Annotated in this window: 22 protein-coding genes; 11 read left to right on the plus strand and 11 right to left on the minus strand. The window is 41.3% G+C overall.

Going from position 1 to position 26,875, the window contains the following annotated elements:
• Nucleotides 1-26: 26 nt before the first annotated feature.
• Together LK453_RS00455 and dapE are read left to right on the plus strand one after the other, a co-directional pair.
• Complete coding sequence (locus LK453_RS00455; RefSeq protein ID WP_201534184.1) at nt 27-875, plus strand: 2OG-Fe(II) oxygenase; 849 nt, start codon at nt 27-29, stop codon at nt 873-875.
• 263 nt (nt 876-1,138) lie between these two features.
• Nucleotides 1,139-2,374 carry a succinyl-diaminopimelate desuccinylase gene (gene dapE, locus LK453_RS00460; RefSeq protein WP_201534200.1) on the plus strand — a complete coding sequence of 412 codons (1,236 nt, stop codon included), beginning with the start codon at nt 1,139-1,141 and terminating at the stop codon, nt 2,372-2,374.
• Between the two features lie 338 nt (nt 2,375-2,712).
• On the opposite strand, the gene LK453_RS00465 is transcribed toward dapE, so the two are convergent.
• From LK453_RS00465 to LK453_RS00475, 3 genes are all read right to left on the minus strand, one after another.
• Nucleotides 2,713-3,537, minus strand: a complete 825-nt coding sequence (locus LK453_RS00465) for a hypothetical protein (RefSeq protein WP_201534203.1) — start codon at nt 3,535-3,537, stop codon at nt 2,713-2,715.
• A 681-nt stretch (nt 3,538-4,218) separates the two neighbouring features.
• On the minus strand, nt 4,219-4,425 hold the full coding sequence (iscX, locus tag LK453_RS00470) for a Fe-S cluster assembly protein IscX (RefSeq protein WP_007393996.1): 207 nt from the start codon (nt 4,423-4,425) through the stop codon (nt 4,219-4,221).
• Between the two features lie 117 nt (nt 4,426-4,542).
• Nucleotides 4,543-5,118 carry an acyl-CoA thioesterase gene (locus LK453_RS00475; protein WP_201534206.1) on the minus strand — a complete coding sequence of 192 codons (576 nt, stop codon included), beginning with the start codon at nt 5,116-5,118 and terminating at the stop codon, nt 4,543-4,545.
• A gap of 312 nt (nt 5,119-5,430) precedes the next feature.
• Here LK453_RS00475 and LK453_RS00480 point away from each other — a divergent pair, with 312 nt between their 5' ends.
• Both LK453_RS00480 and groL read left to right on the plus strand, forming a co-directional pair.
• Nucleotides 5,431-5,721, plus strand: coding sequence for a co-chaperone GroES (locus tag LK453_RS00480; RefSeq protein ID WP_007393998.1), 291 nt, complete (start codon nt 5,431-5,433; stop codon nt 5,719-5,721).
• A 147-nt stretch (nt 5,722-5,868) separates the two neighbouring features.
• Nucleotides 5,869-7,515 (plus strand): chaperonin GroEL, encoded by a 1,647-nt coding sequence (gene groL, locus LK453_RS00485; RefSeq protein WP_007393999.1) that lies wholly within the window; start codon nt 5,869-5,871, stop codon nt 7,513-7,515.
• A gap of 129 nt (nt 7,516-7,644) precedes the next feature.
• Here the strand turns inward: groL and yaaA are convergent, their stop codons facing one another.
• Nucleotides 7,645-8,457 carry a peroxide stress protein YaaA gene (yaaA, locus tag LK453_RS00490; RefSeq protein WP_201534209.1) on the minus strand — a complete coding sequence of 271 codons (813 nt, stop codon included), beginning with the start codon at nt 8,455-8,457 and terminating at the stop codon, nt 7,645-7,647.
• 445 nt (nt 8,458-8,902) lie between these two features.
• Here yaaA and LK453_RS00495 point away from each other — a divergent pair, with 445 nt between their 5' ends.
• The 4 genes from LK453_RS00495 to LK453_RS00510 all read left to right on the plus strand — a co-directional run bounded on the left by LK453_RS00495 (nt 8,903) and on the right by LK453_RS00510 (nt 12,930).
• A complete protein-coding gene (locus tag LK453_RS00495; RefSeq protein WP_201534224.1) occupies nt 8,903-10,036 on the plus strand; it encodes a Re/Si-specific NAD(P)(+) transhydrogenase subunit alpha in 1,134 nt (377 codons plus the stop codon).
• 105 nt (nt 10,037-10,141) lie between these two features.
• Entirely contained in the window at nt 10,142-10,525 is a 384-nt protein-coding gene (locus LK453_RS00500; RefSeq protein WP_227674434.1) for a proton-translocating transhydrogenase family protein, read from the plus strand.
• A gap of 17 nt (nt 10,526-10,542) precedes the next feature.
• The gene (locus tag LK453_RS00505) at nt 10,543-11,931 is read left to right on the plus strand and encodes an NAD(P)(+) transhydrogenase (Re/Si-specific) subunit beta (protein WP_044298162.1); all 1,389 of its coding nucleotides are present in this window, start codon (nt 10,543-10,545) and stop codon (nt 11,929-11,931) included.
• A 282-nt stretch (nt 11,932-12,213) separates the two neighbouring features.
• Nucleotides 12,214-12,930, plus strand: coding sequence for a DUF3108 domain-containing protein (locus LK453_RS00510; RefSeq protein WP_201534227.1), 717 nt, complete (start codon nt 12,214-12,216; stop codon nt 12,928-12,930).
• Between the two features lie 195 nt (nt 12,931-13,125).
• Here LK453_RS00510 and LK453_RS00515 read toward each other — a convergent pair whose 3' ends face one another.
• The 4 genes from LK453_RS00515 to wrbA form a co-directional block, all read right to left on the minus strand.
• Nucleotides 13,126-15,225, minus strand: a complete 2,100-nt coding sequence (locus tag LK453_RS00515; RefSeq protein ID WP_201534230.1) for a TRAP transporter permease — start codon at nt 15,223-15,225, stop codon at nt 13,126-13,128.
• Nucleotides 15,226-15,312: 87 nt separating this feature from the next.
• Nucleotides 15,313-16,323: a TAXI family TRAP transporter solute-binding subunit gene (locus tag LK453_RS00520; RefSeq protein ID WP_201534233.1), complete on the minus strand. Its 1,011-nt coding sequence runs from the start codon at nt 16,321-16,323 to the stop codon at nt 15,313-15,315.
• Nucleotides 16,324-16,602: 279 nt separating this feature from the next.
• On the minus strand, nt 16,603-17,052 hold the full coding sequence (locus LK453_RS00525) for a hypothetical protein (protein WP_201534236.1): 450 nt from the start codon (nt 17,050-17,052) through the stop codon (nt 16,603-16,605).
• A gap of 3 nt (nt 17,053-17,055) precedes the next feature.
• Nucleotides 17,056-17,694, minus strand: a complete 639-nt coding sequence (gene wrbA, locus LK453_RS00530; protein WP_201534239.1) for an NAD(P)H:quinone oxidoreductase — start codon at nt 17,692-17,694, stop codon at nt 17,056-17,058.
• Nucleotides 17,695-18,096: 402 nt separating this feature from the next.
• Here wrbA and LK453_RS00535 point away from each other — a divergent pair, with 402 nt between their 5' ends.
• Together LK453_RS00535 and LK453_RS00540 are read left to right on the plus strand one after the other, a co-directional pair.
• The gene (locus LK453_RS00535; RefSeq protein WP_201534252.1) at nt 18,097-19,668 is read left to right on the plus strand and encodes a YihY family inner membrane protein; all 1,572 of its coding nucleotides are present in this window, start codon (nt 18,097-18,099) and stop codon (nt 19,666-19,668) included.
• Nucleotides 19,669-19,827: 159 nt separating this feature from the next.
• The gene (locus tag LK453_RS00540; RefSeq protein ID WP_201534254.1) at nt 19,828-21,105 is read left to right on the plus strand and encodes a cation:proton antiporter; all 1,278 of its coding nucleotides are present in this window, start codon (nt 19,828-19,830) and stop codon (nt 21,103-21,105) included.
• Between the two features lie 80 nt (nt 21,106-21,185).
• Here LK453_RS00540 and LK453_RS00545 read toward each other — a convergent pair whose 3' ends face one another.
• Entirely contained in the window at nt 21,186-21,812 is a 627-nt protein-coding gene (locus LK453_RS00545) for a GNAT family N-acetyltransferase (RefSeq protein ID WP_227674435.1), read from the minus strand.
• 210 nt (nt 21,813-22,022) lie between these two features.
• On the opposite strand from LK453_RS00545, the gene ribF reads away from it, so the two are divergent.
• A complete protein-coding gene (gene ribF, locus LK453_RS00550; RefSeq protein ID WP_201534259.1) occupies nt 22,023-23,090 on the plus strand; it encodes a riboflavin biosynthesis protein RibF in 1,068 nt (355 codons plus the stop codon).
• 150 nt (nt 23,091-23,240) lie between these two features.
• Here the strand turns inward: ribF and LK453_RS00555 are convergent, their stop codons facing one another.
• Both LK453_RS00555 and acs read right to left on the minus strand, forming a co-directional pair.
• Complete coding sequence (locus LK453_RS00555; protein ID WP_201534261.1) at nt 23,241-24,410, minus strand: NAD(P)/FAD-dependent oxidoreductase; 1,170 nt, start codon at nt 24,408-24,410, stop codon at nt 23,241-23,243.
• A gap of 425 nt (nt 24,411-24,835) precedes the next feature.
• Nucleotides 24,836-26,782, minus strand: coding sequence for an acetate--CoA ligase (acs, locus tag LK453_RS00560; protein ID WP_201534263.1), 1,947 nt, complete (start codon nt 26,780-26,782; stop codon nt 24,836-24,838).
• Between the last annotated feature and the right edge of the window lie 93 nt (nt 26,783-26,875).

The raw sequence follows: 26,875 nt of genomic DNA on the forward strand, positions 1-26,875 counted from the left end.
AAAAATGAACAACAGAGAATCCGCCAATGACTACAGTCGTTAAGACGACCATCGAAAGCAATTTATCTCCAACTACTTATCACTTCCAAGACCCCATCACCGCAGCTATACCACCTCCGCTTACACCGCAAGACTTGGCTGACTCTAAAAAACAAGCCTATAAAGCCTTACAACAATTACCGCCCAATACCCCATTTACCCAGCAACATAACCGCTTGGTTAATATTGATTTGTCTGAAACTCAAAAGAGCCTAGCGCAATCAGACTTCGCAGTAGACTGGGAACAAAGAATAAAAGATGACGTATTAGACTACTTTGTGAGTGACGGGTTCATCGTCCTAGATGACCTCTACCAATCCACCGCTCTACTCGCTTTACAAGCTGAGAGTGGGTTTATTGATTATCGTGACGCCAAACTCACTGAAGGCGTGCGCAAAACAGATATTCGTGGAGACCGTATTCGCTGGATTACCAAAGATTTTTATGCAGGCTATCATTATCTACAAAGTATCAATGAATTGGCATTTTTCCTAAACCGTACTTTGTTCGCTGGTATTCGTCATAGCGAGGCACATTACGCTTGTTATCCGCCTGGATTTGGCTATAAATGGCATTCTGATAACCCTATCGGACGTGATGAACGTGTTATCTCTGCGGTATTTTATCTCAATGATGAATGGGAGGATGCTGATGGTGGGCAACTTTCTATCGTAGATGAACATAACCAACTGCACCAACTGTTACCTAAGGCCAATCGATTAGTCATCTTTGACAGTAATTTGCAGCATCAAGTCGAGATAGCGCATCGTCAACGTTATTCTATTGCCACTTGGCTACGCCGTGATGATGCACTTATCATTACCGACCCTTTATAGATGCGAGCTATTAAAGTTTTAAATTAATGTTAAGGCAAGACGCTAAGCTAGCAAGTCAAGCAGTAGCGAGGCAAAATAAAGCCGATGCAGATAGGATTTATTTTAACTATCGGGCATACTTAATTTATTTGACATGATATGGTTCGCTTAGCATGGCAGGTAGATAGACCTGTCATGTTAATTCCAACCTTCCCACTTTATCTGATGCGATGCACAAGCTCGCTATCAGCTTTTTATTTGATTTTGTATATTTGAGGCAAGTTATGAGTTCTAGCGACACTACTGGGCAGTCTGGCCATTTACAACAAACTCCGCAGCAGCAAACCTTGGCGTTAAGCATTGATCTGATGCGCCGTGATTCAGTCACACCAGAAGATAAACACTGTCAAGATGTCTTAGTAGAGCGTTTAAAGCCTTTAGATTTCAACTGCGAATTCATGTATTTTGGCGATAAAGAGACAACTGCGCCCAACTTTGACAAAAATAATGCTGAAGTGAAGAACCTTTGGGCCAGACGTGGTACAGCCGATCCAGTGGTTTGCTTTGCCGGTCATACCGATGTGGTGCCTACGGGCAATGTTGATAACTGGAAAATCCCCCCGTTTGAGCCGACTGTCAAAGATGGCTTTTTATGGGGACGCGGTGCTGCCGATATGAAAACGGGTATTGCGGCCTTTACCGTCGCTACAGAAAACTTTGTCAAAAAACACCCTAATCATAACGGCTCTATTGCTATGCTGATTACCTCTGATGAAGAAGGTCCTTCTATCAACGGTACGGTAAAAGTAGTCGAAGCTTTGGAAGCTCGTAATGAAAAAATCACTTATTGTTTGGTTGGCGAGCCATCAAGCACCGATACTTTAGGCGATGTTATCAAAAACGGCCGTCGTGGCTCGTTAGGTGGCATACTTACGGTCACCGGTAAGCAAGGTCATGTGGCTTACCCTCACTTAGCGATTAACCCGATCCATGCTCTCCTGCCAGCATTAGCCGAATTTACCCATACCCAATGGGATAGTGGCAATGACTTTTTCCCGGCTACCTCTATGCAAATTTCAAATATTAATGGAGGCACCGGCGCCAATAATGTGATTCCTGAAACGGTAGAAGTGGTGTTTAACTTTAGATTCTCGACTGAAACAACAGAAGAAGAATTGAGAGCCAAAACCCATGAAATTTTAGACAGACATTTTAATGATACTGAAGCCACTTACGATATCGACTGGAAATTATCGGGTCATCCGTTCTTAACGGCTGAGGGTAAACTTGTTGATGCGTGTAAAGTAGCCATTAAAGACGTCACTGGTATTGACACTACCTTATCCACTTCAGGCGGCACTTCTGACGGCCGTTTTATCGCCCCAACTGGTGCGCAAGTGGTTGAACTGGGTGTGCGTAATGCTACCATCCACCAAGTTGATGAACGTGTTGAAATTGATGATATCGGTAAATTGGCTCAGATTTATGAGCGCATGCTAGAAGAGTTGTTGTTGGATTAATAGTCATAAGGATACGAATCGCTAAGCGTAGTATCCTCAGTCAATTGATCTGTCTCTACTTTATAATTCTTTGACTACAGTTACCACTTTATAGCCCTGAATTAGACCTTATAGGATAAATCAGGGCTTGGATTAAGCAAAAGTACAAATTTTTTCAATTTTATTGCATTCAAATACTATTTAGCTTTATGAATCTTTTTAAGTTTAAAGAATAAATTTGTTGCTTAATTTAGATTCTAACTAAATAAGTATTATCTACTATTAATAGTTCATAGTTATACAAGTATTTATTTTATTAGTGAAATACTTATAGCACTTCAATATGACTATCGAAATAACTACAATTCTCGATAATCATCCCTATCAACATCAAAAATTTCAGGCAACACTTCTTTCAGGCTTTCTAAATCTTCATTAGCCCTATCTTCGTTGTAATCTAAAGTTGCCTCAAAAGTTTCATATAGCCTTTTGTTCATTATAGACATACTGCTATATGTCATACCACCTGAAATAATACCACCAAGCACTGGTATAGCTTTAGAAAGACTTTTCGCAAAAGATTCTTTAGTAACTTTAATACCAATACTCTTGGCAATAGATTTTATGATTGGGTAATAGATAGTTTTAGTCAGAGCTTTCTTAGGTAGGTCACTAGCTATTTTTTTAGCAAATTGACTAGCAAATAGTCGAGTAGCATGCGATGCACCTCCTACTCCCATCATAACACCTAAAAACATGACGAGTTCGCTTTCTACTTTTTCATTATTTAGAATATCGCCATTCCAAAAGTCCTCATAACCATATATATAAGCAACTTGTTGAGCTATTCTAAGACTAAAGCCAAAAAACTGAATAGTATCTAAAGGTATAGTTGCAGCCACTGCAATTCCACCTGGAAAACCTGATGCAAAAGATGTAGCAGAGCATGACCATTTATTAGAATTACAACTTTTAATAGCAGCTTTTTTCAGATCTTTCCTATTGATGAGACCAGACTTTGAAGGTCCAAGATCTAACAACTTTAATAAATCTTCGTTGCTCAAGCTTTTACCAAAGGTATCTGACAAAAATTTTCTTCTATCAATTTTAACACCTGGTAATGCTAAAGCCTTTTCAATTATTTGAAGCGTAAATGATGACTTGTCATTCCCATCCATAGCCATATATATACCCTTGAAATTAATTATAGTTTTTTAATGTATCGCTCTGCTAAATTTTTATACTTTTCCAAAAAATTATCAACCTTCTTTTTGTCGAATTCTTTTAAATAACTTCCTATTTCTTTAGATGCACTAAGATCAACTTTTGAAGTTACACTAGCTACTTTTTCAACAACATCACAAAACTTATTAGACCTAAATCATAATATCTCTCTATCAACTGCAGCAGGTAATCAACCTTGTCCACTAAAAACTAAGTACTTTCCTGCTGGAATAGTGACCGGTTCAAGAGTAGAATTTTCGAGCTCTGGGTTATTGCCATTCTGCTTCCAGCTAGCGGCAACCTCTAACTCCCCATTAGCATCACTTTAGTATCTATGATAAACCCCATAAATACAGCTATCTTTTGGAAGTTTGGAAAAATAGGTATTGAAAAAGGTTTACCATAGCCCTCCAATTTTAGCTGTCTCTTGATTTAATTCTGATTGATTTGTGGTACGAATATTAACCCCTCAACAAGCTATGTCATTGGATAGCTCCTTAACAGTGGTACTCATAATAATTCCTTTTAGAATTTTATTTGTGAGGTGCGAATTGAGCGTCCTCGAAATCGAGCTTAAGAGACAGCTACACCAAAGGTAGGATTCACAATAACCTATTTATATTTCATCTATAGCCGTTAAACTAGTCCGCCTCATCAATCCAATTCATCTGAATGGCTTCTAAGATACCTTCGTTTGATTTGTTAGGATCGTCATCGAAGTTCTCAAGCTCGGTTACCCAGCGGTGTAAATCAGTAAAACGGATATATTGTGGGTCAGTTTCTGGAAACTTTTCCACCAATTCGATGGCGATGTCTAGGCTGTCGGTCCATTTAAGTTTTTGATTCATAGTGATTTCCTTTTTATGAAATTATTTTTTAAGTATTGGGTGAACTTAAAATAGTTATAACCTTAATGCTAGCAAATTTCAGAGTATGTATATAGCCAGTTTTATCAAAGCCAAACATTATTGAGACTTAATGGCGGTCTGGTTTGCATTCCAAGTTTTAATAACTTCAGTCAAATGCTTACCTTGCATTCCCAATACTGCTGGCGACTGTTTGCCTTCTTTATTCATTAATACAAATTTGGTTAAGCCAATTGCCATCAAAGTATTTTTGACATAAAAGTGGTGCTGAAAATAAACATATTTCTCATCCCAGCCCTCTAAGGTGCTGCTCACCGTCATCTTATTTAAAAATTTAATCTCTTTTAAATAGACCATCTCTTGCATAGAGATAATCCAGTCCATACTCAGACCACCCAATTGATTTTTCTTCAAAATTTTATACAGCCAACCGGTCACGTTAAGTTCAATAAACGACAAATAACGATAATTGGGTAAGTGATTACGAAAGCCCATATCATGTGGCAATATGCGATAGCTTCGGCTAAAAGGTTGAAATAAGTCAGCAGAAACATTGTTTTGAGAAGCACTGCTATCTACAGAATTTTTCGCCTTTTGCTGCTTACCTTTATTTTGCTCAGCATGCTCACGTTTTAATAACGCCATCACTATAAAAAAACGTATTAGCATATTCATTTGCCGTCTCCAAGTCAGGTAAGTCAGGTTTTAATGGGATGTTTGTCGGATGATATTCAATAAGTTACACAAAGCATAAATTCTGTACAGGCGTTAGTCTATACAGGCAAGGGTCACTTGTCAGCCAACTTAATAAAAAAATTACTTTTTTAAGGTTGAAAATATACTCAGCTAACCCCACTTTTAGGACAGCCCCATAGCTCATAGCAGAAACAAGAAAATTACCCTTGAAATTCTGTTAAACAACAATATCTTCATGAGTGATATGGGTAAACTTTTATCAACTTAATTGAACTTTTAATGGAGTGAACAATGAATATTCGCCCTTTACATGACCGCATCGTTGTCCGCCGTGTGGAAGAAGAACAAAAAACTGCGGGTGGTATCTTACTACCAGGTTCTGCACAAGAAAAACCTTCTCAAGGCGAAGTCCTAGCTGTTGGCAATGGTCAAATCCGTGACAGCGGTGAAGTCCGTGCTTTAGACGTAAAAGTTGGCGACAAAGTTTTATTCGGTCAATATGCAGGTCAAGCTGTGAAAGTTGACGGCGAAGAATTATTGATTATGAAAGAGTCTGACGTATTAGGCGTCTTGGAAGGTTAATCAAAAGGATTAATAACTTTCTACTTTTGGGTTAGACAGTTGGCGTAGACAATCCACTATTACAACAACAGATTGGCTAAGCTTATAAATTTTCCCAAACTCTTATAACTAAACACTCATTAACTAAAATAACTGGAGAGTATTCTCATGGCTAAAGACGTAAAATTTGGCATTGACGCTCGTAAACAAATGATGGACGGCGTAAACATTCTTGCTAACGCTGTAAGAGTAACCCTAGGTCCTAAAGGCCGTAACGTGGTTATCGATAAATCTTTTGGTGCTCCTGCTATCACTAAAGATGGTGTTTCAGTAGCCAAAGAAATCGAACTTGAAAACAAATTTGAAAACATGGGTGCGCAGCTGGTACGTGAAGTGGCTAGCAAAACCAATGACGTGGCTGGTGATGGTACTACTACAGCAACTGTATTGGCTCAAGCTATCCTAGTTGAGGGTATGAAGTCTGTTGCTGCTGGTATGAACCCAATGGATCTTAAACGTGGTATCGATAAAGCAGTTGCGGCTGCTGTTGCTGAAATCCATAAGATCTCTACCCCAGCAGATGACTCTAAGGCCATCGCTCAAGTAGGCTCTATCTCTGCTAACTCTGACACCAAAATTGGTGAGCTTATCGCTGAAGCAATGGAGAAAGTAGGCAAAAAAGGCGTTATTACTGTTGAAGAAGGTTCAGGCTTCGAAGATTCACTAGAAGTTGTTGAAGGTATGCAGTTTGACCGTGGCTATATCAGCCCATACTTCGCTAACAAGCAAGACAGCTTAACTGCTGAGTTTGAAAACCCATTCATTCTGCTTGTTGACAAAAAAATCAGCAACATCCGTGAAATCGTGCCATTACTTGAGCAAGTAATGCAGCAAAGCAAACCACTACTAATCATTGCTGAAGACGTAGAAAACGAAGCATTGGCTACTCTAGTAGTAAACAACATGCGTGGTGGCTTGAAAACTTGTGCGGTTAAAGCACCAGGTTTTGGCGACCGTCGTAAAGCAATGCTACAAGACATCGCTATCTTAACTGGTGGTACGGTTATCTCTGAAGAAGTGGGTCTAAGCTTAGAAAACGCGACTATCGAACACTTAGGTACTGCTAAGAAAGTAACTGTTGGTAAAGAAAACACTGTGATCGTTGATGGTGCTGGCTCTAAAGCTGAAATCGAATCACGCGTTGAGTCTATCAACCGTCAAATCGAAGAATCTACTTCAGATTATGACAAAGAAAAACTACAAGAGCGTGTGGCCAAATTATCAGGTGGTGTTGCCGTTATTAAAGTGGGCGCAGCTACTGAAACCGCTATGAAAGAGAAGAAAGACCGTGTAGATGATGCGCTACATGCGACTCGCGCTGCGGTTGAAGAAGGTGTGGTACCTGGTGGTGGTGTTGCTATGGTTCGTGCTTTAAATGCATTAGCTGATCTACAAGGCGACAACGATGACCAAAACGCGGGTATCAACATTTTACGCCGTGCAATGGAAGCACCACTACGTCAAATCGTTACTAACGCAGGTGATGAAGCTTCTGTGGTAGTTAACGAAGTGAAAAATGGTTCTGGTAACTTCGGTTATAACGCAGCGACTGGCGTATACGGCGATATGCTAGAGATGGGTATCCTTGACCCAGCTAAAGTATCTCGTTCAGCGTTAGAGCACGCAGCTTCTGTTGCTGGCCTGATGCTTACTACTGAAGCCATGATCACAGATAAGCCAGAAGACAATGACGCTATGGCTGGCATGGGTGCTGGTGGTATGGGCGGCATGGGTGGTATGGGCGGCATGATGTAATCGTCCCCCTTCCCCTTAATTGTTCATGATACGCTAAAGGCGTAACTGGCAAACGAAACCCTGATAGGCAATTGCTTATCGGGGTTTTTTATTGTCTAAGTGCTTGCTTATAACTTACAAAACTTAAGGTTATTGATCAGCCTCATCCCGTCTAAATGTCCAGTTATGCTCATCAGACAGTTCTTCCACATAATAATAACCTGCCAAATCAAAGTTTTTTAAGTCCTCTGCCTGAGTTATTTTATTGTCAGCGGCGTATTTCACCATCAAACCACGTGCTTTTTTGGCATAGAAGCTGATCACTTTATACTTGCCACTTTTTTCATCTTCAAATCGCGGTGTAATAATCTGCGCTTGTAATGACTTTTTCTTTACTGACTTAAAGTATTCATTAGACGCTAGATTAATCAACACATTGTCTTCGCCCTGCTCAGCAGCTTGACCCATTCTTTGGTTAATCACCTCAGTAATATGTTCACCCCAGAATTGATACAGATTATCGCCGCGCTCGTTTTCAAGCTTAGTACCCATCTCAAGACGATAAGGTTGAATTAAATCTAGTGGTTTTAGTACCCCATATAGTCCTGACAAGATACCCAAATGTTCATTAAGATAAATCACTGTCTCTTTATCTAAATTATACATATCAAGACCGGTATACACATCGCCGTCAAATAAATAGCCAGCCGCTTTGGCATTGTCTTGAGTAAACGGACTGGTATCAATCCATGACCACTGTTGATTTCTTTGTGCATTTAGCTGAGCCAAATCATCAGAAATACTCATCAACTCCTGTAAATCTACAGGCTCTTTAGACTTTAATACTTTCATCAATTCTTGCGCATGCTCAATGAGCTGTGGCTGACTGTAGTGGCTGCCCAGATTAACAGGTATCTCATCGCTCTCATTTAGACTTTTTGCGGGAGACAATACAAAGTACATAATTTTATCCTCAATTTATTTATTTTGTGGTTTTAACCTAATCCAAAACTTTTAATTTATATAGTTTAACAAGTTTAAGTCGACCATGACTAATTGCTATCAATAACTAATCACCTATTTGATTTTATAGTGAGTCATTCAGAGCAATTTTTTCTCGCATTTATAGATAACCTTGTGTTATGTTTCACGTTAACTTTCGAAAAGTACATAAATTAAAGTTTTTGATTAAATTTAACTGGTCGGTCATATTTCTACGATGAATTTTTTTAATTTATATTCCTATAATAAATTCCCGTGATGGTATTCACTTAGCCATTTATTAAATTGATAACCTTTAGTTCTATGACTATAAACCAGATGTTTTCATCAAGGAAGGTTAGATGTTTAGATGACCTTATGTGAATAAAGCCAAAATTTACATCCATTAATTAAGCTAGGAGCGAACATGATAATAGGCACAATTCAAGCCAAGCAGGCATTTGAAGGACGCGTTGCAATTACGCCCGACTCAGTAAAAAAACTTATTAAGCTTGGCCATGACGTGATTATTGAATCTGGTGCAGGTCAACATGCCTATTATGATGATACCGCTTATCTCAATGCCGGCGCTAAAGTCGCCAGCGAATCTGAAGTATTGTCTCAAGCAAACATTATTTGTGTGGTTCAAAACTTAACCGCAGAGCAGATCGCTCAACTGTCTACCGGTAGCATCGTCATCGGTATGCTTGACCCTTACCGCAATGATCAGTTAGACAACTATGCGCAACAAGGGGTAACTGCCTATGCGATGGAGCTACTACCCCGCACACTATCTCGTGCGCAAAACATGGACGTACTGTCCTCCCAAGCCAACTTAGCCGGTTATAAAGCAGTACTGATGGCGGCCAATGAGTACGCCCGTCCCTTCCCAATGTTTATGACCTCGGCTGGTACGGTTAAGCCTGCCAAAGTGGTTATCTTAGGGGTGGGTGTGGCTGGTCTTCAAGCCATTGCTACTGCTAAGCGTTTGGGCGCTGTGGTTGAAGCCAGTGACCTACGTCCCGCAGCCAAAGAGCAAGTGGAGTCGTTGGGTGGCAAATGGCTAGATGTACCGATGAGCGATGAGGAAAAAGAAAAGGCTAAATCAACAGGCGGCTATGCTTGGACCCCTTCTGAGCAATACATGAAAGATCAGGCTGCCGTAGTCGATAAAGCGGTCTCAAATGCAGATATTGTTATTACCACAGCTCAGATTCCAGGTCGTAATGCGCCAAGATTAGTGCATAAAACGACACTAGACAAAATGAAAGCAGGTTCAGTATTAATCGATATGGCCGCAAGCTCAGGTGGTAACGTTGAAGGTACTGTCTCTGGAGAGACCATTGTCACAGGAAATGGCGTACGTATCATCGGCGCCGCCAACATTCCAGCAAGCTTAGCGGCGCAGTCCTCTGACTTATATGCCAATAACTTAGTGAACTTTATTACCACTTTATTTGATAAAGACAACAACAATGCCTTAACGATTAACCTTGAAGATGAAATTCAGGGAGCTTTAGCAGTGACCCATAGTGGTGAGGTGCGTTTACAGCGTAGATAAAGGTTTGATAAATCAGGCAAATATTGCTGACTAAAGCCTCTGCGCTGTCGAAAATAATCCAAAAAGCTAAACATGAATATTTCAGAAAGATCTTAGGAGAAGATTATGCTTGCTACTTTATTAGCAACCGCACCACTGGGCGTTGCCGTAACTGGTGCTACCCCATTCGTGGCCATATTTACCATCTTTGTATTGGCCGTATTTGTGGGTTATTACGTTGTTTGGGGCGTTACCCCTGCCCTTCACACCCCTTTAATGGCAGTAACCAATGCCTTATCAAGTATCGTTATCGTGGGTGCGATGCTACAAACGGTTCATATTGATGGCAATGCCATTTCAGTGACCAGCTTATTGGGTGCCTTCGCTGTGTTTTTAGCCAGTATTAATATTTTTGGTGGTTTTGCAGTAACTGAGCGTATGCTTGCCATGTTCAAACCTAAAGCGAAAAAAGTAAACACAGCGGCTGATCAAAAAGGAGGTGACGCATGAATCCTGAATTAACTCAAATGAACTGGATTGCTGCTCACGCTGATTGGTTCTATTTAATAGGCGCTGTATTGTTTATTCTTACATTACGCGGTCTATCTAGCCCAAAAACGGCCATTCGTGGTAATCGCTTTGGTATGGCTGCTATGGCCATTGCCGTCATTACTACCTTCTTCTTAGCGGAAGGTCCTGTGCTTTGGCTTATCATCGGTGCAATGATTTTAGGTGCTTTAGTCGGTATGTGGAAAGCGAAAACCGTTGCCATGACCGAAATGCCGGAAACTGTGGCATTAATGCACTCTTTTGTTGGTTTGGCTGCGGTCGCTATCGCCCTAGCCACTGTGCTTAACAGCACACACGAACACAGCACAATTGCTCGTGTTGAACTGTTCATTGGTTGCTTTATCGGTGCCATTACTTTCTCCGCCTCAGTGTTTGCCTTCGGCAAATTAGGCGCTAAGAAATGGGCTAAAACTGTCAATGGCGGCTGGGTTAAGCCCTTACAGTTGATTCTTTTTGTGGCTATGGTTGCTTGTGGTGGCTGGTACTTCGTCACTGAGTCTATGCCAGCATTTTACGCCATGACAGTATTTGCAGTGTTATTTGGCTGGATGTGGATTGCCCCAATTGGTGGCGGTGATATGCCGGTGGTTGTGTCTCTACTTAACTCTTTCTCGGGTTGGGCAGCAGCAGGTATCGGTTTCACCTTAGGCAACTCAATGTTGATTATTGCCGGCTCGTTGGTAGGGTCATCAGGTGCGATTTTATCTTACATCATGTGTAAGGCTATGAACCGCTCATTATTAAACGTATTGTTTGGTGGAATGGGTTCAACCGCTGCTGTCGCCGGTAGCGATGATGGCGCACCAAAAACTTACAAGTCTGGCTCTGCTGAAGATGCGGGCTTCTTAATGAGTAACGCCAGTGACGTTATTATTGTTCCAGGTTATGGTATGGCCCAAGGCCGTGCGCAAAATGCGGTGAAAGAACTGTATGAGCTTCTAAAGGAACAAGGCGTCAATGTTCGTTTTGCCATTCATCCTGTTGCGGGTCGTATGCCAGGTCATATGAACGTACTGCTTGCTGAAGCAGATGTGCCTTATGATGACATTTTGGAGATGGATGAGATTAACTCAGACTTCCCAAGTACAGATGTGGTGTTAATTATTGGTGCCAACGACGTGGTTAACCCTTCTGCTAAAGATGACCCAGGTTCTCCAATCTTTGGTATGCCCATCCTTGAAGCCTCAAAAGCGCAAACGGTTATGGTAATCAAGCGCTCTATGAGTACCGGTTATGCTGGACTAGACAACCCGCTATTCTATTTAGATAAGACCATGATGATCTTTGGTGATGCCAAGAAAATGGTTGAAGAAATGGTACGCACTATTAACGGTGGCGGTCACTAGGCTTTATATTTGCTCACTACGTTCATTCTAGATATAAAAGGCAGCTTAGGCTGTCTTTTATATTTTCTGAATGGCTTTCTGTTGATAATAAATCGACTCTTTCAGTAAGAAATGCTAACAAAATACCTTCAATACTGCCCTTGGAAATGTAACAAGGTATGACCATATATAGAGTATAGTTAACTTTAATAGGTTTTCGCTTCAATAGAGAGAAATCTATTAATGAGTGACCTATCTCATTGATAACAACTTAAAGAAAAGAAATAAATTAAGGGCAAAAATATGTTTAACAAATTAAAAAATATGAGAGCGAAAAAAATTGTTGCTGGCGTGAGTTTAGCAACGGCAACAGCAGTGGCTTCAACTGCAGGTATGGCTTCAACCGCGTTAACCCCTTCAACTGCAGACTATTCTTTCACTGTTGAAAATAAATATAAAGGTACTGCCACCCGTACTTTAACCAAGTCAGGCAACTCTTGGAACTATAAAGTAAATGCCAGAGTGGCCGGTGTGGCTACAGCGAATCAAAGCAGTACCTTTAGCTTAAGTGGTAACAATATTATCCCAACCAGTGCCAGTACCGCTTATAAAGTATTCGGTATCGGTAATACCCATAATATGAAATTTAGCGACTCTGGCAAAAAAGTTGCCAGTACTTACCGTGGTAAGACCGTTAATTTATCAGCACCCAATAGAGCTTTTGATGACTTAAGTCTGGAAGCCCAAATCAGACAAGATCTATTAACCGGTAAATTTACCGGTAACTACTACATGGTCAAAAAAGACAAAGTAGAAAAAACACCTTTCAAAAAAGTAGGCAATACCAAAGTGACCGTACCAGCAGGTACTTTTGATACCATTCGTGTTGACCGTATTCATGAGGACAGTGACCGTTCAACTAGCTTCTGGTTGGCACCTAGCTTAGACTATTTACCGGTGAAAGTTGCTCAGGTTAATGATGGTAAAAGAATGGAAATGGCATTGACTAAAGTTCGTTAATCGCCTTTTTATAAGCTAACTTTTTATAGGTTACCTTTCTAACCAATACTTTATGTCTTGTTATTGAAAAGGCCCCCATAGATTTATGGGGGCCTTTTTATGCGTTCATTATTTGCACTCTTTATGAGATTTTTACTCTAGCCTTACAGCACTTTATTCGAAAAATATTTTGATTACTATATCAGCGTTATTTTATTAAGCCGCTTTCAAAATAGCCAACTGTGTTTTATGCCGTCTCATTTGCAACCCATATATTACCGCATACAAGCTTAAGCCGATTGCATAACTGATGTACTCATACGGTAAGTTAAGCCAACTTTGAATGACGTTGGGTATCATCAGTAGCAAAGTAATCGCTATCAATAAAACAACCTCTAACCCATTGGTTTTGACCCGTATCCAACGCTGTGTTGCTGACGAAAAAGCCAACATACCAAACACTGCCATAGAAAAAATAAGACCAATCTCGAAAGGATTGGTAATCCACTGCCAACCCGCAGGATCTTTAGGATTAGTAGGATCTACCCCATCGATTAACAACAGTTTAGAGTTAAAGAAAAACATAAACGGTAAAATGGCAGTTCTAATATCATAAGCAAAACCTTGAATACCCGTTTTAATAGGATCGGATTTAGCAATACCTGCCGCTGCATAAGCTGCCATACCTACGGGAGGGGTATCGTCGGCTAAAATACCAAAGTAGAACACAAACAGGTGAGCCGCAATTGCTGGGACTAGATACCCTAAATCTCCACTCAATCCTAAGATAACTGGTGCAGTTAGAGACGCCATCACAATATAGTTTGCAGTAGTGGGCAAACCCATACCAAGCACTAGACACACCACTGCTGTTAATACTAGCACTGCCAGTATATAGCCATGCGACAGCACTTCGATTACATCGGCTAAAATTAAGCCAATACCTGTGAGCGTAACTGAGCCAACAACAATACCTGCCACCCCGGTAGCAATGGCAATAGGTACCATGTTCTTAGCGCCATTGACCATGCCAACAACAAGATCATTTATCACTGTGTTTAAGTTTTCGGAAAGATTTAAGCTTTTTTTAGTCCATAACGACTTAACAAAGGGCTGGACAACCATAATGGCCATCAATACTAAGATACCATTAAAGGCGGCCCGCTGTGGCGACATACGCAAAACGATTAAGGTATACATTAAGTAGAATACTGGTAGCAAGAAATGCAATCCGCTAATGAATACCCCCCACACTTGTGGCAAGCGATCTTTAGCTTCCCCTTTAATGCCTAACTTTTTGGCTTCCAAATGAACGATATAAAATAAGGCGATATAACTGACAAAAGCAGGAATTGCTGCTGCCATAATCACGCCCGCATAATCCATACCCAAAAACTCGGCGATGATAAATGCTGCCGCTCCCATGATTGGTGGCATTAACTGACCATTGGTCGACGCTGCAACTTCCACTGAAGCCGCCTTATGCGCAGGAAACCCCAATCGCTTCATCAAAGGAATGGTAAAAGTGCCTGTAGTCACTGTATTGGCAATAGACGAACCTGAGATAATCCCCATCATCCCAGATGCGGCAACCGAAGCCTTAGCAGGTCCGCCATCAAAACGGCCCAATGCCGCATAAGCCAAATCAATGAAGTACTTACCTGCCCCGGCCCTCTCTAGTAGCGCCCCAAATAAAACGAAGAGAAATACATAGCTGGCACTCACCCCTAGTGGTACCCCAAAGATACCCTCTGTGGTCAGAAACATCTGTCCCATCATTTTATTAATGCTGGCCCCTTTATGCGCAATCATATCCGGCATAATTTGGCCAAATTTAACATAACCTAAAAATACAATGGCAATAATGGCCAGCGCCGGCCCTAAAACTCGGCGAGAAGCCATCAGTAACAGTAAAATACCTGCCAACGCTACCCAGACATCCATCGCTATCCAAGCACCGGAGCGAGCATTAAGCGCATCGTAAAAAATGAAAATATATAACGCGGTAGCCGCAGCCATCAAACCAAGTGCATAGTTCCAAATTGGAATACTAGACATTGTTTTTTTTGTACGAAACATTGGGTACATCAAAAAAGTCATTAGCAATGCAAAGGCTAAATGAATGGATCTAATAAATACATCGTTAAATGGGATTAGTACAACATACAGTTGAAAAAATGACCATAAGAAAGCAATGACACCAATAATTATATAACCGAGGGAATTGGTGGGTAGAACACGCTTGCCTTCTAAGACATCTGCGTTATCGATATTGGCATCATCTACGACCATATCTTGTGAAGGATAGTTGTTCATAGCATTCTCCGAGAGACTTTTTCAAAAAAATAAGCACAGGCCGATAAACCTGTGCTTATTCATAAAGTTAACGCATCACAAATAATTTTATGACTGAGCATTAGCCGAAACAATTCCCGCTTTTTCAAATACTGCTATAGCGGCAGGATGTTGTGGCACTGCTAAGCCTTCAAGTAAAGACTCTTTAGTAATATTTTTATAGGCAGGATGTGCGTCCTTAAATTCATCAAAATTATCTAGTACAGCTTGGGTAATCGCAGTTACCGCATCATCAGCCATATCATCACGGGTTACCAATACTGCCTTAACCCCAATACTTGGTACGTCTTGATCTATACCCTGATAGTCTGAAGCTGAAATCATCCCTTTAGCATAATAAGGGTTGTCTGCAATAAGCTTATCAATAACAGCGCCTTCAATAGGCACCAAATCAATATCTACAGAATTAGCTGCATCTTTAATATTGGCAGTAGGATGACCAAACATACCAAAGTAACCGTCTACTTTCTTATCTTTAAGCATGGTTGGACCTTCAGAAGATTTTAGCTCATTTACAAGCGCTAAATCGTCCAAACTAATTCCAGAAGCTTCAAATATTGCCTCGGTCGTCATACGTGTACCACTACCCGGCACATCAATATTGATACGCTTGCCCTTAAGGTCAGCTAAGGTTGCGATATTAGAATCTTGACGAACCACTAGTGCTAAAAGCTCTGGATAAATAGCTAATATACTACGTAACTCTTTAACAGGGGCCTCACTGAATTTACCTTCACCATTGTAAGCTTGATAAGCAGTATCACTTTGGCTGATGCCAAAATCTAACTCACCTGCTTTAATGGTGTTTACATTATAAACTGAGCCACCCGTTGACTCGACGGAACAACGAATGGGCGTTTCTGCCGCTTTTACCATACGGCAAATAGCACCACCTGTCGGATAATAAGTACCAGTGACACCGCCTGTACCAATGGTGATAAATTTAGTATCGGTGACCGTAGCAGATTCGACATCTGATGCTTCATCCGACGATGTAGAGCAACCGGTCATTATTAGCATGCCGAGTGTCATCGCAGATAAAGTGGGAAGTAATTTCATGAGTACTATCCTGTTGGTTATTGTTTTTAATCTTAGAGAAATATTATTTCACATATTATTACAAATATGCATCAATACATTCATACTATTACACATGTTTAACCAAGTCCAGAAGTCATCTCAATTCATATTTTGGAGTCAAGTTCATTTTTGGGTCTAATATAAAAAAAGCCCAGTCCGCCCTTAGGGCTGAACTGAGCTTAAAATTAATAAAAAAATTTTGACTTATTACGTTATAGCAATTAATAAATTTATATTAAAAACTTGTTTAGTATAAGATCATAGTGGGTCTTTAAACTTGTCATTCATTGACGGTAAGCGCTTTAATAATTTAAATAACCAAACATTGATAAGCAGAATAAGTATCAGATCTATGGCATAGACCCACATCACACTACTGCCGCTGTCATAAAACCTAGAGAATAAAGTAACGCCGCTGGCACCTAAGTAAACCAAGGTCAGCATACTACTCATTAGCAGAGCATAAGGCGATTTACCTTTGATTACCCAAGGCGTGACGATAAGCGCTGGAATCAACCACAGCAGTTGCCAAGCGATACCTCCGATGACATCAGGCTGGGTCGCCAGTAACAGGCCTAACAGCACAGGTAAGCCGATACCGCGATAGACCAGCCAAGCGATCCAACTCATCCGTAGTCTTGATTGTAACTTAGCAATAAGGGCTATGTTCTCTGGACTACTTCTATCCAGCACCTCTCTCTTAGCCATATATTACAACCACTTAGCATTAGCTAGCGCTTTGGCAGCACTAGCAAGACGACGACCTTGAGCAATTGCTAAGCTGCGCTCATCTTTGGTCACTGGTTGGTCGTGAGCGCTGCCGCTGACATGCGTTGAACCATAAGGCGTACCCCCACGATTGGTGCGACTTAACTCAGGATTTGAATAAGGCACTCCCAAGATCATCATACCGTGGTGCAACAAAGGCATCATCATCGTTAGTAATGTGGTCTCTTGTCCGCCATGCATTGAACCGGTACTGGTAAAGACCGTGGCTGGTTTATTTTGTAAATTACCAGCCAACCATAAGGTCACGGTACTGTCCCAAAAATGCTTCATTGAGCCTGCCATATTACCAAAATGGGTCGGACTTCCTAAAGCAAGGCCAGAGCAGTTTTTTAGATCAGACATGGTGCAATACAAGTCACCTTCATCGGGGATGGCCGGTTTAGCGACTGTGGTTTCTACTGCCACAGTGGGTACTGTACGAATTCGAGCGGTCATGCCCGCCTCTTCAATACCTTGTGCGATAGCATAAGCCATCTCTTTGGTTGTACCATGTTGCGAGTAGTACAACACCAATACATAGCTGCCTTCAGTAGAGGGGATAGAGACATTGTCATTTGTCATAAGACTTCACTTCCGATTATTTTAAATTGTTATTGCTCTATAATAGAGCTTGAACAAGGGGTACAACACTTAGTTTCAAGATTTAGCGCCGCATTTGAATCTAATAGTTTTGGTTGGACACTTCTAATTCAGTACTTTCAATTCAACATTGTTGGTTCGGCACTTCTAATTTAAGAATAATTAGTTTCATAAAAAGAGGCTACCGTTTAAAAGGGGCTATTTTTGTGTAGTCAGTGCCTTAATACTAAATACGAACATAATAAGTGTCTAACTCATTCTAAGTTAACGATATCATATCATTAAGACACAAACATTCTTCACATTTTGATTATCAATATTTGGTAAACTATGCGCTTTTAGTGCCCCTCTTATCTTTCACTACACTAATATAATGATTCTGATATGGAAAACCTGTTAAAAAAGCTGCCATTTTACGACAAGACTTGGTTTAACTTTTTGCGTTTCTTAATTCGCAACTTTATTGAGGACGATAGCCAACAAAAAGCGGCTTCATTGACCTATACCACACTATTATCAATTGTCCCTATTTTAACGGTTTTATTGATGATTTTGTCATCAATACCCGCATTAGAATCGGTACGCGAGCAAATCTCTGATTTAATCTATAGCAACTTGCTGCCTCAGTCAGGATTACAAGTTTCTCAATATCTGAATGACTTTGCTGAGAAATCAAGTAACTTGACTGCCATAGGTGCGATGGCTTTATTTGTCACCAGCATAATGACCTTGACCACCATTGAACGTGCTTTCAACCAAATTTGGCGCGTTGAAGATCGCTCTGGTGGGGTGAAAAGTATTGTCCGCTATTGGACCATTATTACCTTGGGTCCCTTAGTATTAGGAACGGCTTTTATCGTCTCAAGTACGGTTCAAAGCTTAAGTTTTTTAAACCAGCAAATTGGCGGTTATGGGATTGACTGGAACTTCTGGATTCAGTTGGTGTCGTTTGCGATAACTATCGCAGGTTTCATCGGCATGTACTGGTTTATTCCCAAAGCAAAAGTTCCGTTAAAAAATGCAGCTATAGCCGGTGTCTTTGTGGCGGTTACCTTTGAACTGCTGAAGTACTCATTTGGTATTGTCATGACCAACTTCACCAGTTATGAAGCCATTTATGGTGCCTTTGCTGCCCTGCCTATTTTCTTATTATGGATTTATTTGTCTTGGAACATTATCTTATTGGGTGTGGAAATTAGTTATACCTTAACTATTTTTGCGACCAAAGAAGTGTACCCTCGTCATCCTCTTCTTAGTCTACTCGACATGCTAAATCTAATTCATGATCGCTATCAAGAAGGTCAGTCAACTAGCGAAGAAGAGCTGCGCAGTGTTCTAGGTCGTAAAGAGCTGCCAAAATGGTTCACTTATCTGAACTATTTATTAGACAGCAATTTGATTACCGTTACTGAAAAAGGAAACTATGTACTAAAAAGAGATTTGGACCATATCACGTTATGGGATTTTTACCGTACCCTACCTTACCCATTACCTATCAAAGATGAGCTTGATGAGGTAAGTGACAATATGGACACCCCTTGGTTAAACCTATTGGTTGATCGCTTTAAAAACACCGAAAATCATGCCAAAAATGAGTTGGATATTCCGCTGGGAAGTATCTTTGAACATAGCTTACCCCGTGAAGGCGTAGAAACGACTGAACCTATGTTTGCTGACTCTGGGGAAAAAGCGAAATCCAAAAATCAGGGCAAATTGAATTCAGTTAAAGGAGATTTTGAGGCTGAAACTTTTGATCCTGATGCCAAAGTGGTTGAAGACAATAAGAGAAACGAAGCGGTGATGCCACCTGAGGGTGATTTGGTACCTAACAGCAGTGTTAAGTCTACTTCTTCAGCTGAAACGGAAAAACCTAAAAAGAGATCAGGCTTATTGGGTATGTTCTCACATGACAAAGATGCACCTGTTATTACTGAAGAGGATAACCCTGACCGATAATAGTGTGACAACGTCTATACGATTTATTGATGGTCGCAATAGCAAAACCATCAGCACGAGTAATACTAGCGTCCAGCAAAAATAGTACAAAAAACAAGCCATAGCCATTAGCGTACGACCGTTGAATTCAACCACAAATACAGGATGAAAGTTAACACCATGGAGCACGCATCAGGACTTACGATATTAGAAATCAGTGCCATATTTTTGAGCCTGACCGCCCTACTTGCTTATATTAATAAGCGTTTTATTGGTTTGCCAACCACCATCGGGGTGATGGTCATCTCTTTAGTATTGTCTATCGTGGCCATTTTTCTAGGCTTAATGGGGTTCGATGAGTTAATTGACTATGAAAAAGGACTGCTGGCTGAATTAGATTTCACTGAAGTGCTGCTCGATGGCATGCTTTCTATGCTGCTGTTTGCTGGCGCCTTGCATGTGAATATTAATGATTTAAAAGACTATAAACTGCCTATTGGAGTGCTGGCCTGTTTGGGTACTATCGTTTCCGCCTTATTAATTGCGCTGGCGGTTTACTTTATTATGCCCTTGGTTGGCTTTGAATTAGGGTTTATCTGGTGCTTGCTATTTGGTGCTCTAATCTCCCCCACAGATCCTATCGCAGTGATGGGAATTTTGGCTTCAGCAGGTGCGCCTAAAAGTTTAGAGACTGTTATTGCCGGTGAATCCTTATTTAATGACGGGATTGGCGTGGTGATATTCGTTATCTTACTGGGCATATTGGCCAGTGGTGACATCCCTAGCGCCTCATATGTCTTCCACACCCTTGCGGTTGAAGCAGGGGGCGGTATTTTATTTGGCTTCGTCTTAGGTGGTATTTTATATTACTTGCTTAAAAGTATTAACAGCTATCAAGAAGAGGTTTTATTGACCTTAGCTGGGGTATTGGGCGGTTACGCCTTGGCCAGTCACTACCATCTTTCAGGTCCGCTAGCGATGGTCGTTATGGGGCTGATGGTGGGTAACCGAGGTCGTGCTTTGGCAATGAGTGATGAGACCCGTCATTATATTGACTTATTTTGGGAGCTTATTGACGAAATATTAAACGCCCTTTTGTTTGTCTTAATTGGCTTAGAGGTCGTGGTTATTGCCTATTCTCTCAATATCTTTGTAGCGGCTATTCTTGGCATTATTATCGCTTTGGCGGCACGCTTTGTGGTGGTCGGTCTAACCACCAAAAGCTTGCACAAGCAGCTTGATTTACCTGAAGGGGCATGGAAGGTATTGACTTGGGGTGGCCTGCGTGGCGGTATATCAATCGCTTTGGTATTACAGTTGCCTAGCGGACCTGAAAGAGACATCTTACTGGCGTTAACTTATGCGATTGTTATCTTCTCGATTTTGGTACAAGGTCTCACCATTGGTAAGGTGGCAGAGAAGCTACCTAAAGAGAATACACCGCGAAGACAACACTAAAAACCTGTAGTTTCTTTAATATGTGATAGCCATACAGCCTCTCTAAATGCCGTAACAGAACGATTTAAGCATTGTAACGGCTACAGGAGAGTCTGAGAGCTAAACGGTTTGTGGTTCGCAGTCAGTGATTTACCTAATATAACGATATCTGCAATGAAATCCTGCATATCGCACACTTTGGGCAATGTGCCCCAATGCTCAAAACCATATTTTTTAAACAGAGCCAAACTGGGCTGATTATGGCCAAATATAAGTGCTAAAACATTCTGAATACCGAGTTCAGGTGCTTCGGCCATCATCCATTTTAAAAAAAAGCTACCCAAACCAAGACCTTGGTATTGATTGCCGACATAAATACTAATTTCACTACTAATGTTATAGGCCGACCGACTTTTTACATCACTGAAGCTGCCCCATGCCATGATTTCTTCAGTCGTACTGGCCTGATTAATCAGCACATAAATAGGACGATTCGGCTGAGTAAGATGCTCATTAAACCAAGCCTGTCTATCCTCAATACTCACCGGCTCTAGGTCTGCTGTTGAGGCTTTGGCTGGTATACTTTGATTATAAATGTCTACAATTTCAGGCAAATCTGCAGGCTGTGCTAAACGGATGTGATAGGTTTGGGTGGGATTTTGTGTCGTGCTATGCAAATATGAAGGATCAGATGAAGGTTGCGTAGCACTCTGAAAGGTATTGGTCATAAACTTATTTCTCATAAAATAGACATTGAGTTCATTTTGAGCCTCAATAAGGTCAATTTTACATTATAATGGGCAGTAATTATCTATCAATTAGCAGCTTTAGACTATAATTTTTAGTCCGCTTTGTGTAGCGTTATCTGTTCAATTTATCCAATTAGCTGTTTATCAAAAGTAGCTTACAACTCTCTTCGTGTTTATCGATAAGGCTTTATGAAAACAATTTTTTTAGACTTGGCCACAATCAATGCTGGTAATAGCCATAGCACTTTAGACTGTGACAATGTATTGACTATTGGGAATTTCGATGGTGTTCATCTCGGCCATCAAGCCATGTTAAAACAGCTACAGACCAGTGCTAGTGAGCAGCAATTGGCTACCATGGTAATGATTTTTGAGCCACAGCCGCGCGAATATTTCGCTCAACTAAAGTCAGACCCTCTTGCTGCCCCTGCTCGATTAACCTCACAAGATGAGAAACTGTCACTACTTTCAGAGTTTGGTATAGATACAGTGGTGATTGCTAAATTTGATGAAGCCTTTCGCTCTTTATCGGCCGCTCAATTTGCCGATATGCTAATACATCATTTACGCGTCAAGTCTCTGGTCTTAGGCGATGACTTTAAGTTTGGTCATGACCGCACTGGAGACAGTGAGTTCCTACGCAATTATGGATTGCCAGTGACTAATCTACAAACTATCACTGATACCCAAGCCGTTGCCGAAAAAGCACCTTTAACGCTCCAAGACAACCGCATTAGCTCTACCAGAATACGCGAGCTACTTGCGAAAGGCGACTTAAAGACGGCTGCTCATTTGTTAAACCGTGACTATACGATAACTGGCGAAGTGGTCGGTGGTGACAAAATTGGACGTACTTTGGACTTCCCGACTGCCAATATCGAGTTAAACAGAATACGCCCCGCTCTACATGGTGTGTATGGTGTCGATGTGGTGGTATTAGATGCAGAGGGTAAAGTAATCCCTCATGCCTTTGATAACTTAGCGAATGAAGGTAAAACTGGCATTGCTGGGCTACTTGAGCACAGCCTATTTGGTACCGCTAATATTGGAGTTCGTCCTTCCGTTGATAAGCCTAATGACTGGCGGCTTGAAGTATTCTTCCCTGAGTTCTCAGGTAACTTGTATGGCAAAACGCTACAAGTTAGATTCTTGCATCATTTACATGATGAACGTAAATATGATGGCTTAGAGGCCTTAAAAGCAGGGATTCAACAAGACGTTGTTGACCTGTTGCAATGGCGTGAAAATGCAGAATAAGCTTGATACAGATTATTTTTCAAGCATCAAAAATTCAGGGCTTTGAATAAAAATCACAAATAAAAGTCCTTAAAAAAGGCGAAGGGTTTCCCTCGCCTTTTTTTGTGGCTGCTGATTTTGGTGATTCATAGAGCCTTAAACTGACAGCTTCTAGCCTGCGATAGTTTGCACCACGTTAGTAGCTGTTTTAAAGCAACTTTCTATACGACCTTCATCGCACCAATCACCAGTAACAACCCATTGTTTATTATCATCGACATAACTGATTTCAGAAGATTCATTGTCATTAGTGTGCTTAGTCGCCGCATAACGCCAACGGTGGCAGTCTACTAGTTTCGGTGCAGTCTCGTCCTTCCAATCCAGTAATGAGTGCACCGCTCGCAACAGTTGGTTTTTTACCACAGTCATATCCTCATCAACCTGAGCCTCTGACCATTGATTGGTGGCATGCACCGTTATACTCGGTAACATAGCCTCTCTTCCTGGCTTATGATGTTCAACAAACACTCGATTGACAATGGCATCTGCCTCATTGACTTGAAGCACATCCCACTGAGCATGACTGAGGGTTTGCGGTAAATCAGATAACGACTCCCAACCCAACATTAAGGTATAACACGCGAGCATTTTCGGCTGCTTGATATGGTCTAGATGCACAAAGTCTGTCTGCTGCAAAAGCTCAATAGCCTGCTGCTGTGGCGCTGTACAGATGACCCAATCAAAGACACCCAAATCATTGCCCTCAATATCTACTAACCAAGTTTTATTATTAGACTGAGTATGCTCTATGGTTTGCTCGGACGGTTTTAATGGAGCGACTCTGGTTTTGTAATGAATCTCAGTGTGCTTTAATACCGCTGCCAAATGTCGACCAAAACTGGTCATTTTTGGGCTGCCAATATAACGCGGCTGATCACTCTCCCATTGACCGGTTATCTGTATTTCTGACGGTTCTGTTGTACTGTTAAGGGTTGCTGTTTTGGCCAGCCAAGGCTCAATCACTCCTTGCGCCAACCAAGGCTGCAAATAATCTTGAAAGCTTTGTGATTTGGCGGTAAAAAACTGAGCGCCAAAGTCAAATTGCCATTGTTGGTCGCGGTTAACTTCAGGATTCTTATACCGTGTGGCCAAACGCCCCACCCCAGCTGACTTTTCAAAAATTACAATATTGAGAGCTCGGTTTTGTGAGACGAAAGCTTGTTCAAGTAAATGAGAGATCATTAGCCCAGTAAGACCGGCACCAATAATGGCTATTTTAGGCGTGGCATCAGATAAGTTTTGAATGTCATAAGCAGTTGTTGGTTTTAAATTTTCAGTCATATAGATAACAGTATTTACAGTAGGTAGAAGATTAAGGAGTGAATAGCAGGTAGTCCAGTAAGCGGCTCAGTCATGAGCCTATATGTGCATAGTATCTTACTAATGATTTTTATTTAAGTACGCTGCAATTAAGTAAGAATCAATTAAATTAATCCTAATTAAATCAGTGCCAATTTTAATAATGATTAAATCAGTATCAGTTAAAATTTGGGATATCTTATATTCGTAATAAACAAAAAAGTTCGTACTTTATGTACTCATAATGAGAGGTTTATCATACATGCTCTAACTTTTTAATACTGCAAATTAATAGGTCACATTTATACAAAAAACCACTGCCTACTTATAGACAGTGGTTTCCGATATCTTGAGACTAAGTAATTTTTTAACCATTAGCCAACTTTGAATAGCCTATTGTAAATGACTTAAGCAGATTTAACCGTTTTGATTAAATCATCAACCACACTGGCTTCTGCCAAGGTTGAGGTATCACCCAGACCCTCAAACTCGCCAGCAGCAAGCTTACGTAAGATACGGCGCATAATCTTACCAGAACGGGTCTTCGGCAGGGCTTCCACGATATAAATGGTGTCAAGGTTGGCGATAGGACCAATTTCAGCACGCACATGACGGTTTAATTCGCCACGTAATCTCTCGGTGTCTTCCTCACCATGTCTTAAGATGATATAAGCGCAAATACCCTGCCCTTTTAACTCATGAGGCATACCCACAATGGCAGTCTCTGCAGCGGCAGGATGCGATACCAACGCACTTTCAATCTCGGCAGTACCAATACGGTGACCCGATACGTTAAGCACGTCATCCACACGACCTGTAATCCAATAATGACCTTCTTCATCACGCATTGCACCATCACCGGTAAAATAGCTGCCAGGATAAGTGGTGTAATAGGTTTCCAAGAATCGTTTGTGGTCACCATAAATGGTGCGCATTTGACCTGGCCAGCCATCGGTAATAATTAGGTTGCCTGCTGCAGCATCTTCAAGCTCGTTTCCTTCTGAATCCACAATAGCGGGCTTAATGCCATACAGTGGATTCATCGCCGCCCCTGGCTTCATGTCCACAGAGTTGGGTAGCGGAGCCATCAAAATACCTCCGGTCTCTGTTTGCCACCAAGTGTCTACGATAGGGCAACGTCCTTCACCAACTACTGTATGATACCAGTCCCAAGCTTCTGGGTTAATCGGCTCACCTACTGTACCTAGCAGACGTAAACTTTCACGGTTAGACTCACGGACAAAGGCATCGCCTTCTTTCATCATCGCACGAATGGCAGTAGGCGCGGTATATAAAATACTCACATCATGCTTATCAATAATTTGACCGATACGCGCCCAAGTAGGATATTGAGGCACCCCCTCAAACATAACAGTAGTGGTGCCATTGGCCAAAGGCGCATAGGTCACATAACTGTGTCCAGTAATCCAGCCCACATCCGCGGTACACCAAAAGACGTCATCTTCTTTGACATCAAACACATCTCTAAAAGTCGACAGTGCATAAGTGATATATCCACCTGTAGTATGCACTACCCCTTTTGGCTTACCAGTTGAGCCTGAGGTATATAATAAGAACAAAGGATCTTCCGCGTTCATTGGCTCTGGTTCGCAGTTCTCATTGGCATTATCAATAACGGTGTGATACCACACGTCTCGTCGACCACTCATTGGCACTGAATTACCGGTACGATGCACGACAATGACTTTTTCAATACATTCGGTACCATCGACATCTAAAGCTTTATCGACATTGGTCTTAAGCGGAGTATATCTACCACCACGTACCCCTTCATCAGCAGTAATAACCAATTTGGCCTGGCTATCCACAATACGACTGGCCAAGCTCTCAGCAGAGAAGCCACCAAATACCACAGTGTGGATGGCCCCAATACGAGCACAGGCCAACATAGATACCACAGCCTCTGGCACCATTGGCAAATATAGTACGACTCTATCACCTTTGCCCACGCCCATCTTACGCATGGCATTGCCCAAGCGGCAGACTTCAGAATGCAGCTCTTTAAACGAGATAATTTTGTGTAATGAAGGGTGATCACCTTCCCAGATAATGGCAGGCTTAAAAGGATTCTCGACCAGATGACGGTCTAAGCAGTTGACCGAAACGTTTAGCTCACCATCTTCGAACCACTTGATTGTAAAATTATCCAAATCGTAATTAACATTTTTGATTTTGGTAGGTGGCTTTATCCAATCAATTAACTCTGCCCGTTTGGCCCAAAAAGCCTCATTGTTCTCCTCAGACTCAATAGACTGCTGATATAACTGGGCATATTTCTCTGGGTTGGTATTGGCTTGAGCGGCAAATTCAGAACTGGTGGCGAATTTTTTCATATTATAAAGTCCTTTTTTTATAGTGAATCTATCCTAGAAATCACGGGGTATTACTGATAGTAATAACAGCAAACGTCATACGAGCTGTTATCA

This window comes from Psychrobacter sanguinis (assembly GCF_020736705.1).
Taxonomy (GTDB): Bacteria; Pseudomonadota; Gammaproteobacteria; order Pseudomonadales; family Moraxellaceae; genus Psychrobacter; species Psychrobacter sanguinis.

Excerpts from the sequence above, each read along its gene's own strand:
- LK453_RS00455 (WP_201534184.1), top strand. The coding sequence starts at position 27 with ATGACTACAGTCGTTAAGACGACCATCGAAAGCAATTTATCTCCAACT.
- dapE (WP_201534200.1), top strand. The coding sequence starts at position 1,139 with ATGAGTTCTAGCGACACTACTGGGCAGTCTGGCCATTTACAACAAACT.
- LK453_RS00465 (WP_201534203.1), bottom strand. The coding sequence starts at position 3,537 with ATGGCTATGGATGGGAATGACAAGTCATCATTTACGCTTCAAATAATT.
- iscX (WP_007393996.1), bottom strand. The coding sequence starts at position 4,425 with ATGAATCAAAAACTTAAATGGACCGACAGCCTAGACATCGCCATCGAA.
- LK453_RS00475 (WP_201534206.1), bottom strand. The coding sequence starts at position 5,118 with ATGAATATGCTAATACGTTTTTTTATAGTGATGGCGTTATTAAAACGT.
- LK453_RS00480 (WP_007393998.1), top strand. The coding sequence starts at position 5,431 with ATGAATATTCGCCCTTTACATGACCGCATCGTTGTCCGCCGTGTGGAA.
- groL (WP_007393999.1), top strand. The coding sequence starts at position 5,869 with ATGGCTAAAGACGTAAAATTTGGCATTGACGCTCGTAAACAAATGATG.
- yaaA (WP_201534209.1), bottom strand. The coding sequence starts at position 8,457 with ATGTACTTTGTATTGTCTCCCGCAAAAAGTCTAAATGAGAGCGATGAG.
- LK453_RS00495 (WP_201534224.1), top strand. The coding sequence starts at position 8,903 with ATGATAATAGGCACAATTCAAGCCAAGCAGGCATTTGAAGGACGCGTT.
- LK453_RS00500 (WP_227674434.1), top strand. The coding sequence starts at position 10,142 with ATGCTTGCTACTTTATTAGCAACCGCACCACTGGGCGTTGCCGTAACT.
- LK453_RS00505 (WP_044298162.1), top strand. The coding sequence starts at position 10,543 with ATGAACTGGATTGCTGCTCACGCTGATTGGTTCTATTTAATAGGCGCT.
- LK453_RS00510 (WP_201534227.1), top strand. The coding sequence starts at position 12,214 with ATGTTTAACAAATTAAAAAATATGAGAGCGAAAAAAATTGTTGCTGGC.
- LK453_RS00515 (WP_201534230.1), bottom strand. The coding sequence starts at position 15,225 with ATGAACAACTATCCTTCACAAGATATGGTCGTAGATGATGCCAATATC.
- LK453_RS00520 (WP_201534233.1), bottom strand. The coding sequence starts at position 16,323 with ATGAAATTACTTCCCACTTTATCTGCGATGACACTCGGCATGCTAATA.
- LK453_RS00525 (WP_201534236.1), bottom strand. The coding sequence starts at position 17,052 with ATGGCTAAGAGAGAGGTGCTGGATAGAAGTAGTCCAGAGAACATAGCC.
- wrbA (WP_201534239.1), bottom strand. The coding sequence starts at position 17,694 with ATGACAAATGACAATGTCTCTATCCCCTCTACTGAAGGCAGCTATGTA.
- LK453_RS00535 (WP_201534252.1), top strand. The coding sequence starts at position 18,097 with ATGGAAAACCTGTTAAAAAAGCTGCCATTTTACGACAAGACTTGGTTT.
- LK453_RS00540 (WP_201534254.1), top strand. The coding sequence starts at position 19,828 with ATGGAGCACGCATCAGGACTTACGATATTAGAAATCAGTGCCATATTT.
- LK453_RS00545 (WP_227674435.1), bottom strand. The coding sequence starts at position 21,812 with ATGACCAATACCTTTCAGAGTGCTACGCAACCTTCATCTGATCCTTCA.
- ribF (WP_201534259.1), top strand. The coding sequence starts at position 22,023 with ATGAAAACAATTTTTTTAGACTTGGCCACAATCAATGCTGGTAATAGC.
- LK453_RS00555 (WP_201534261.1), bottom strand. The coding sequence starts at position 24,410 with ATGACTGAAAATTTAAAACCAACAACTGCTTATGACATTCAAAACTTA.
- acs (WP_201534263.1), bottom strand. The coding sequence starts at position 26,782 with ATGAAAAAATTCGCCACCAGTTCTGAATTTGCCGCTCAAGCCAATACC.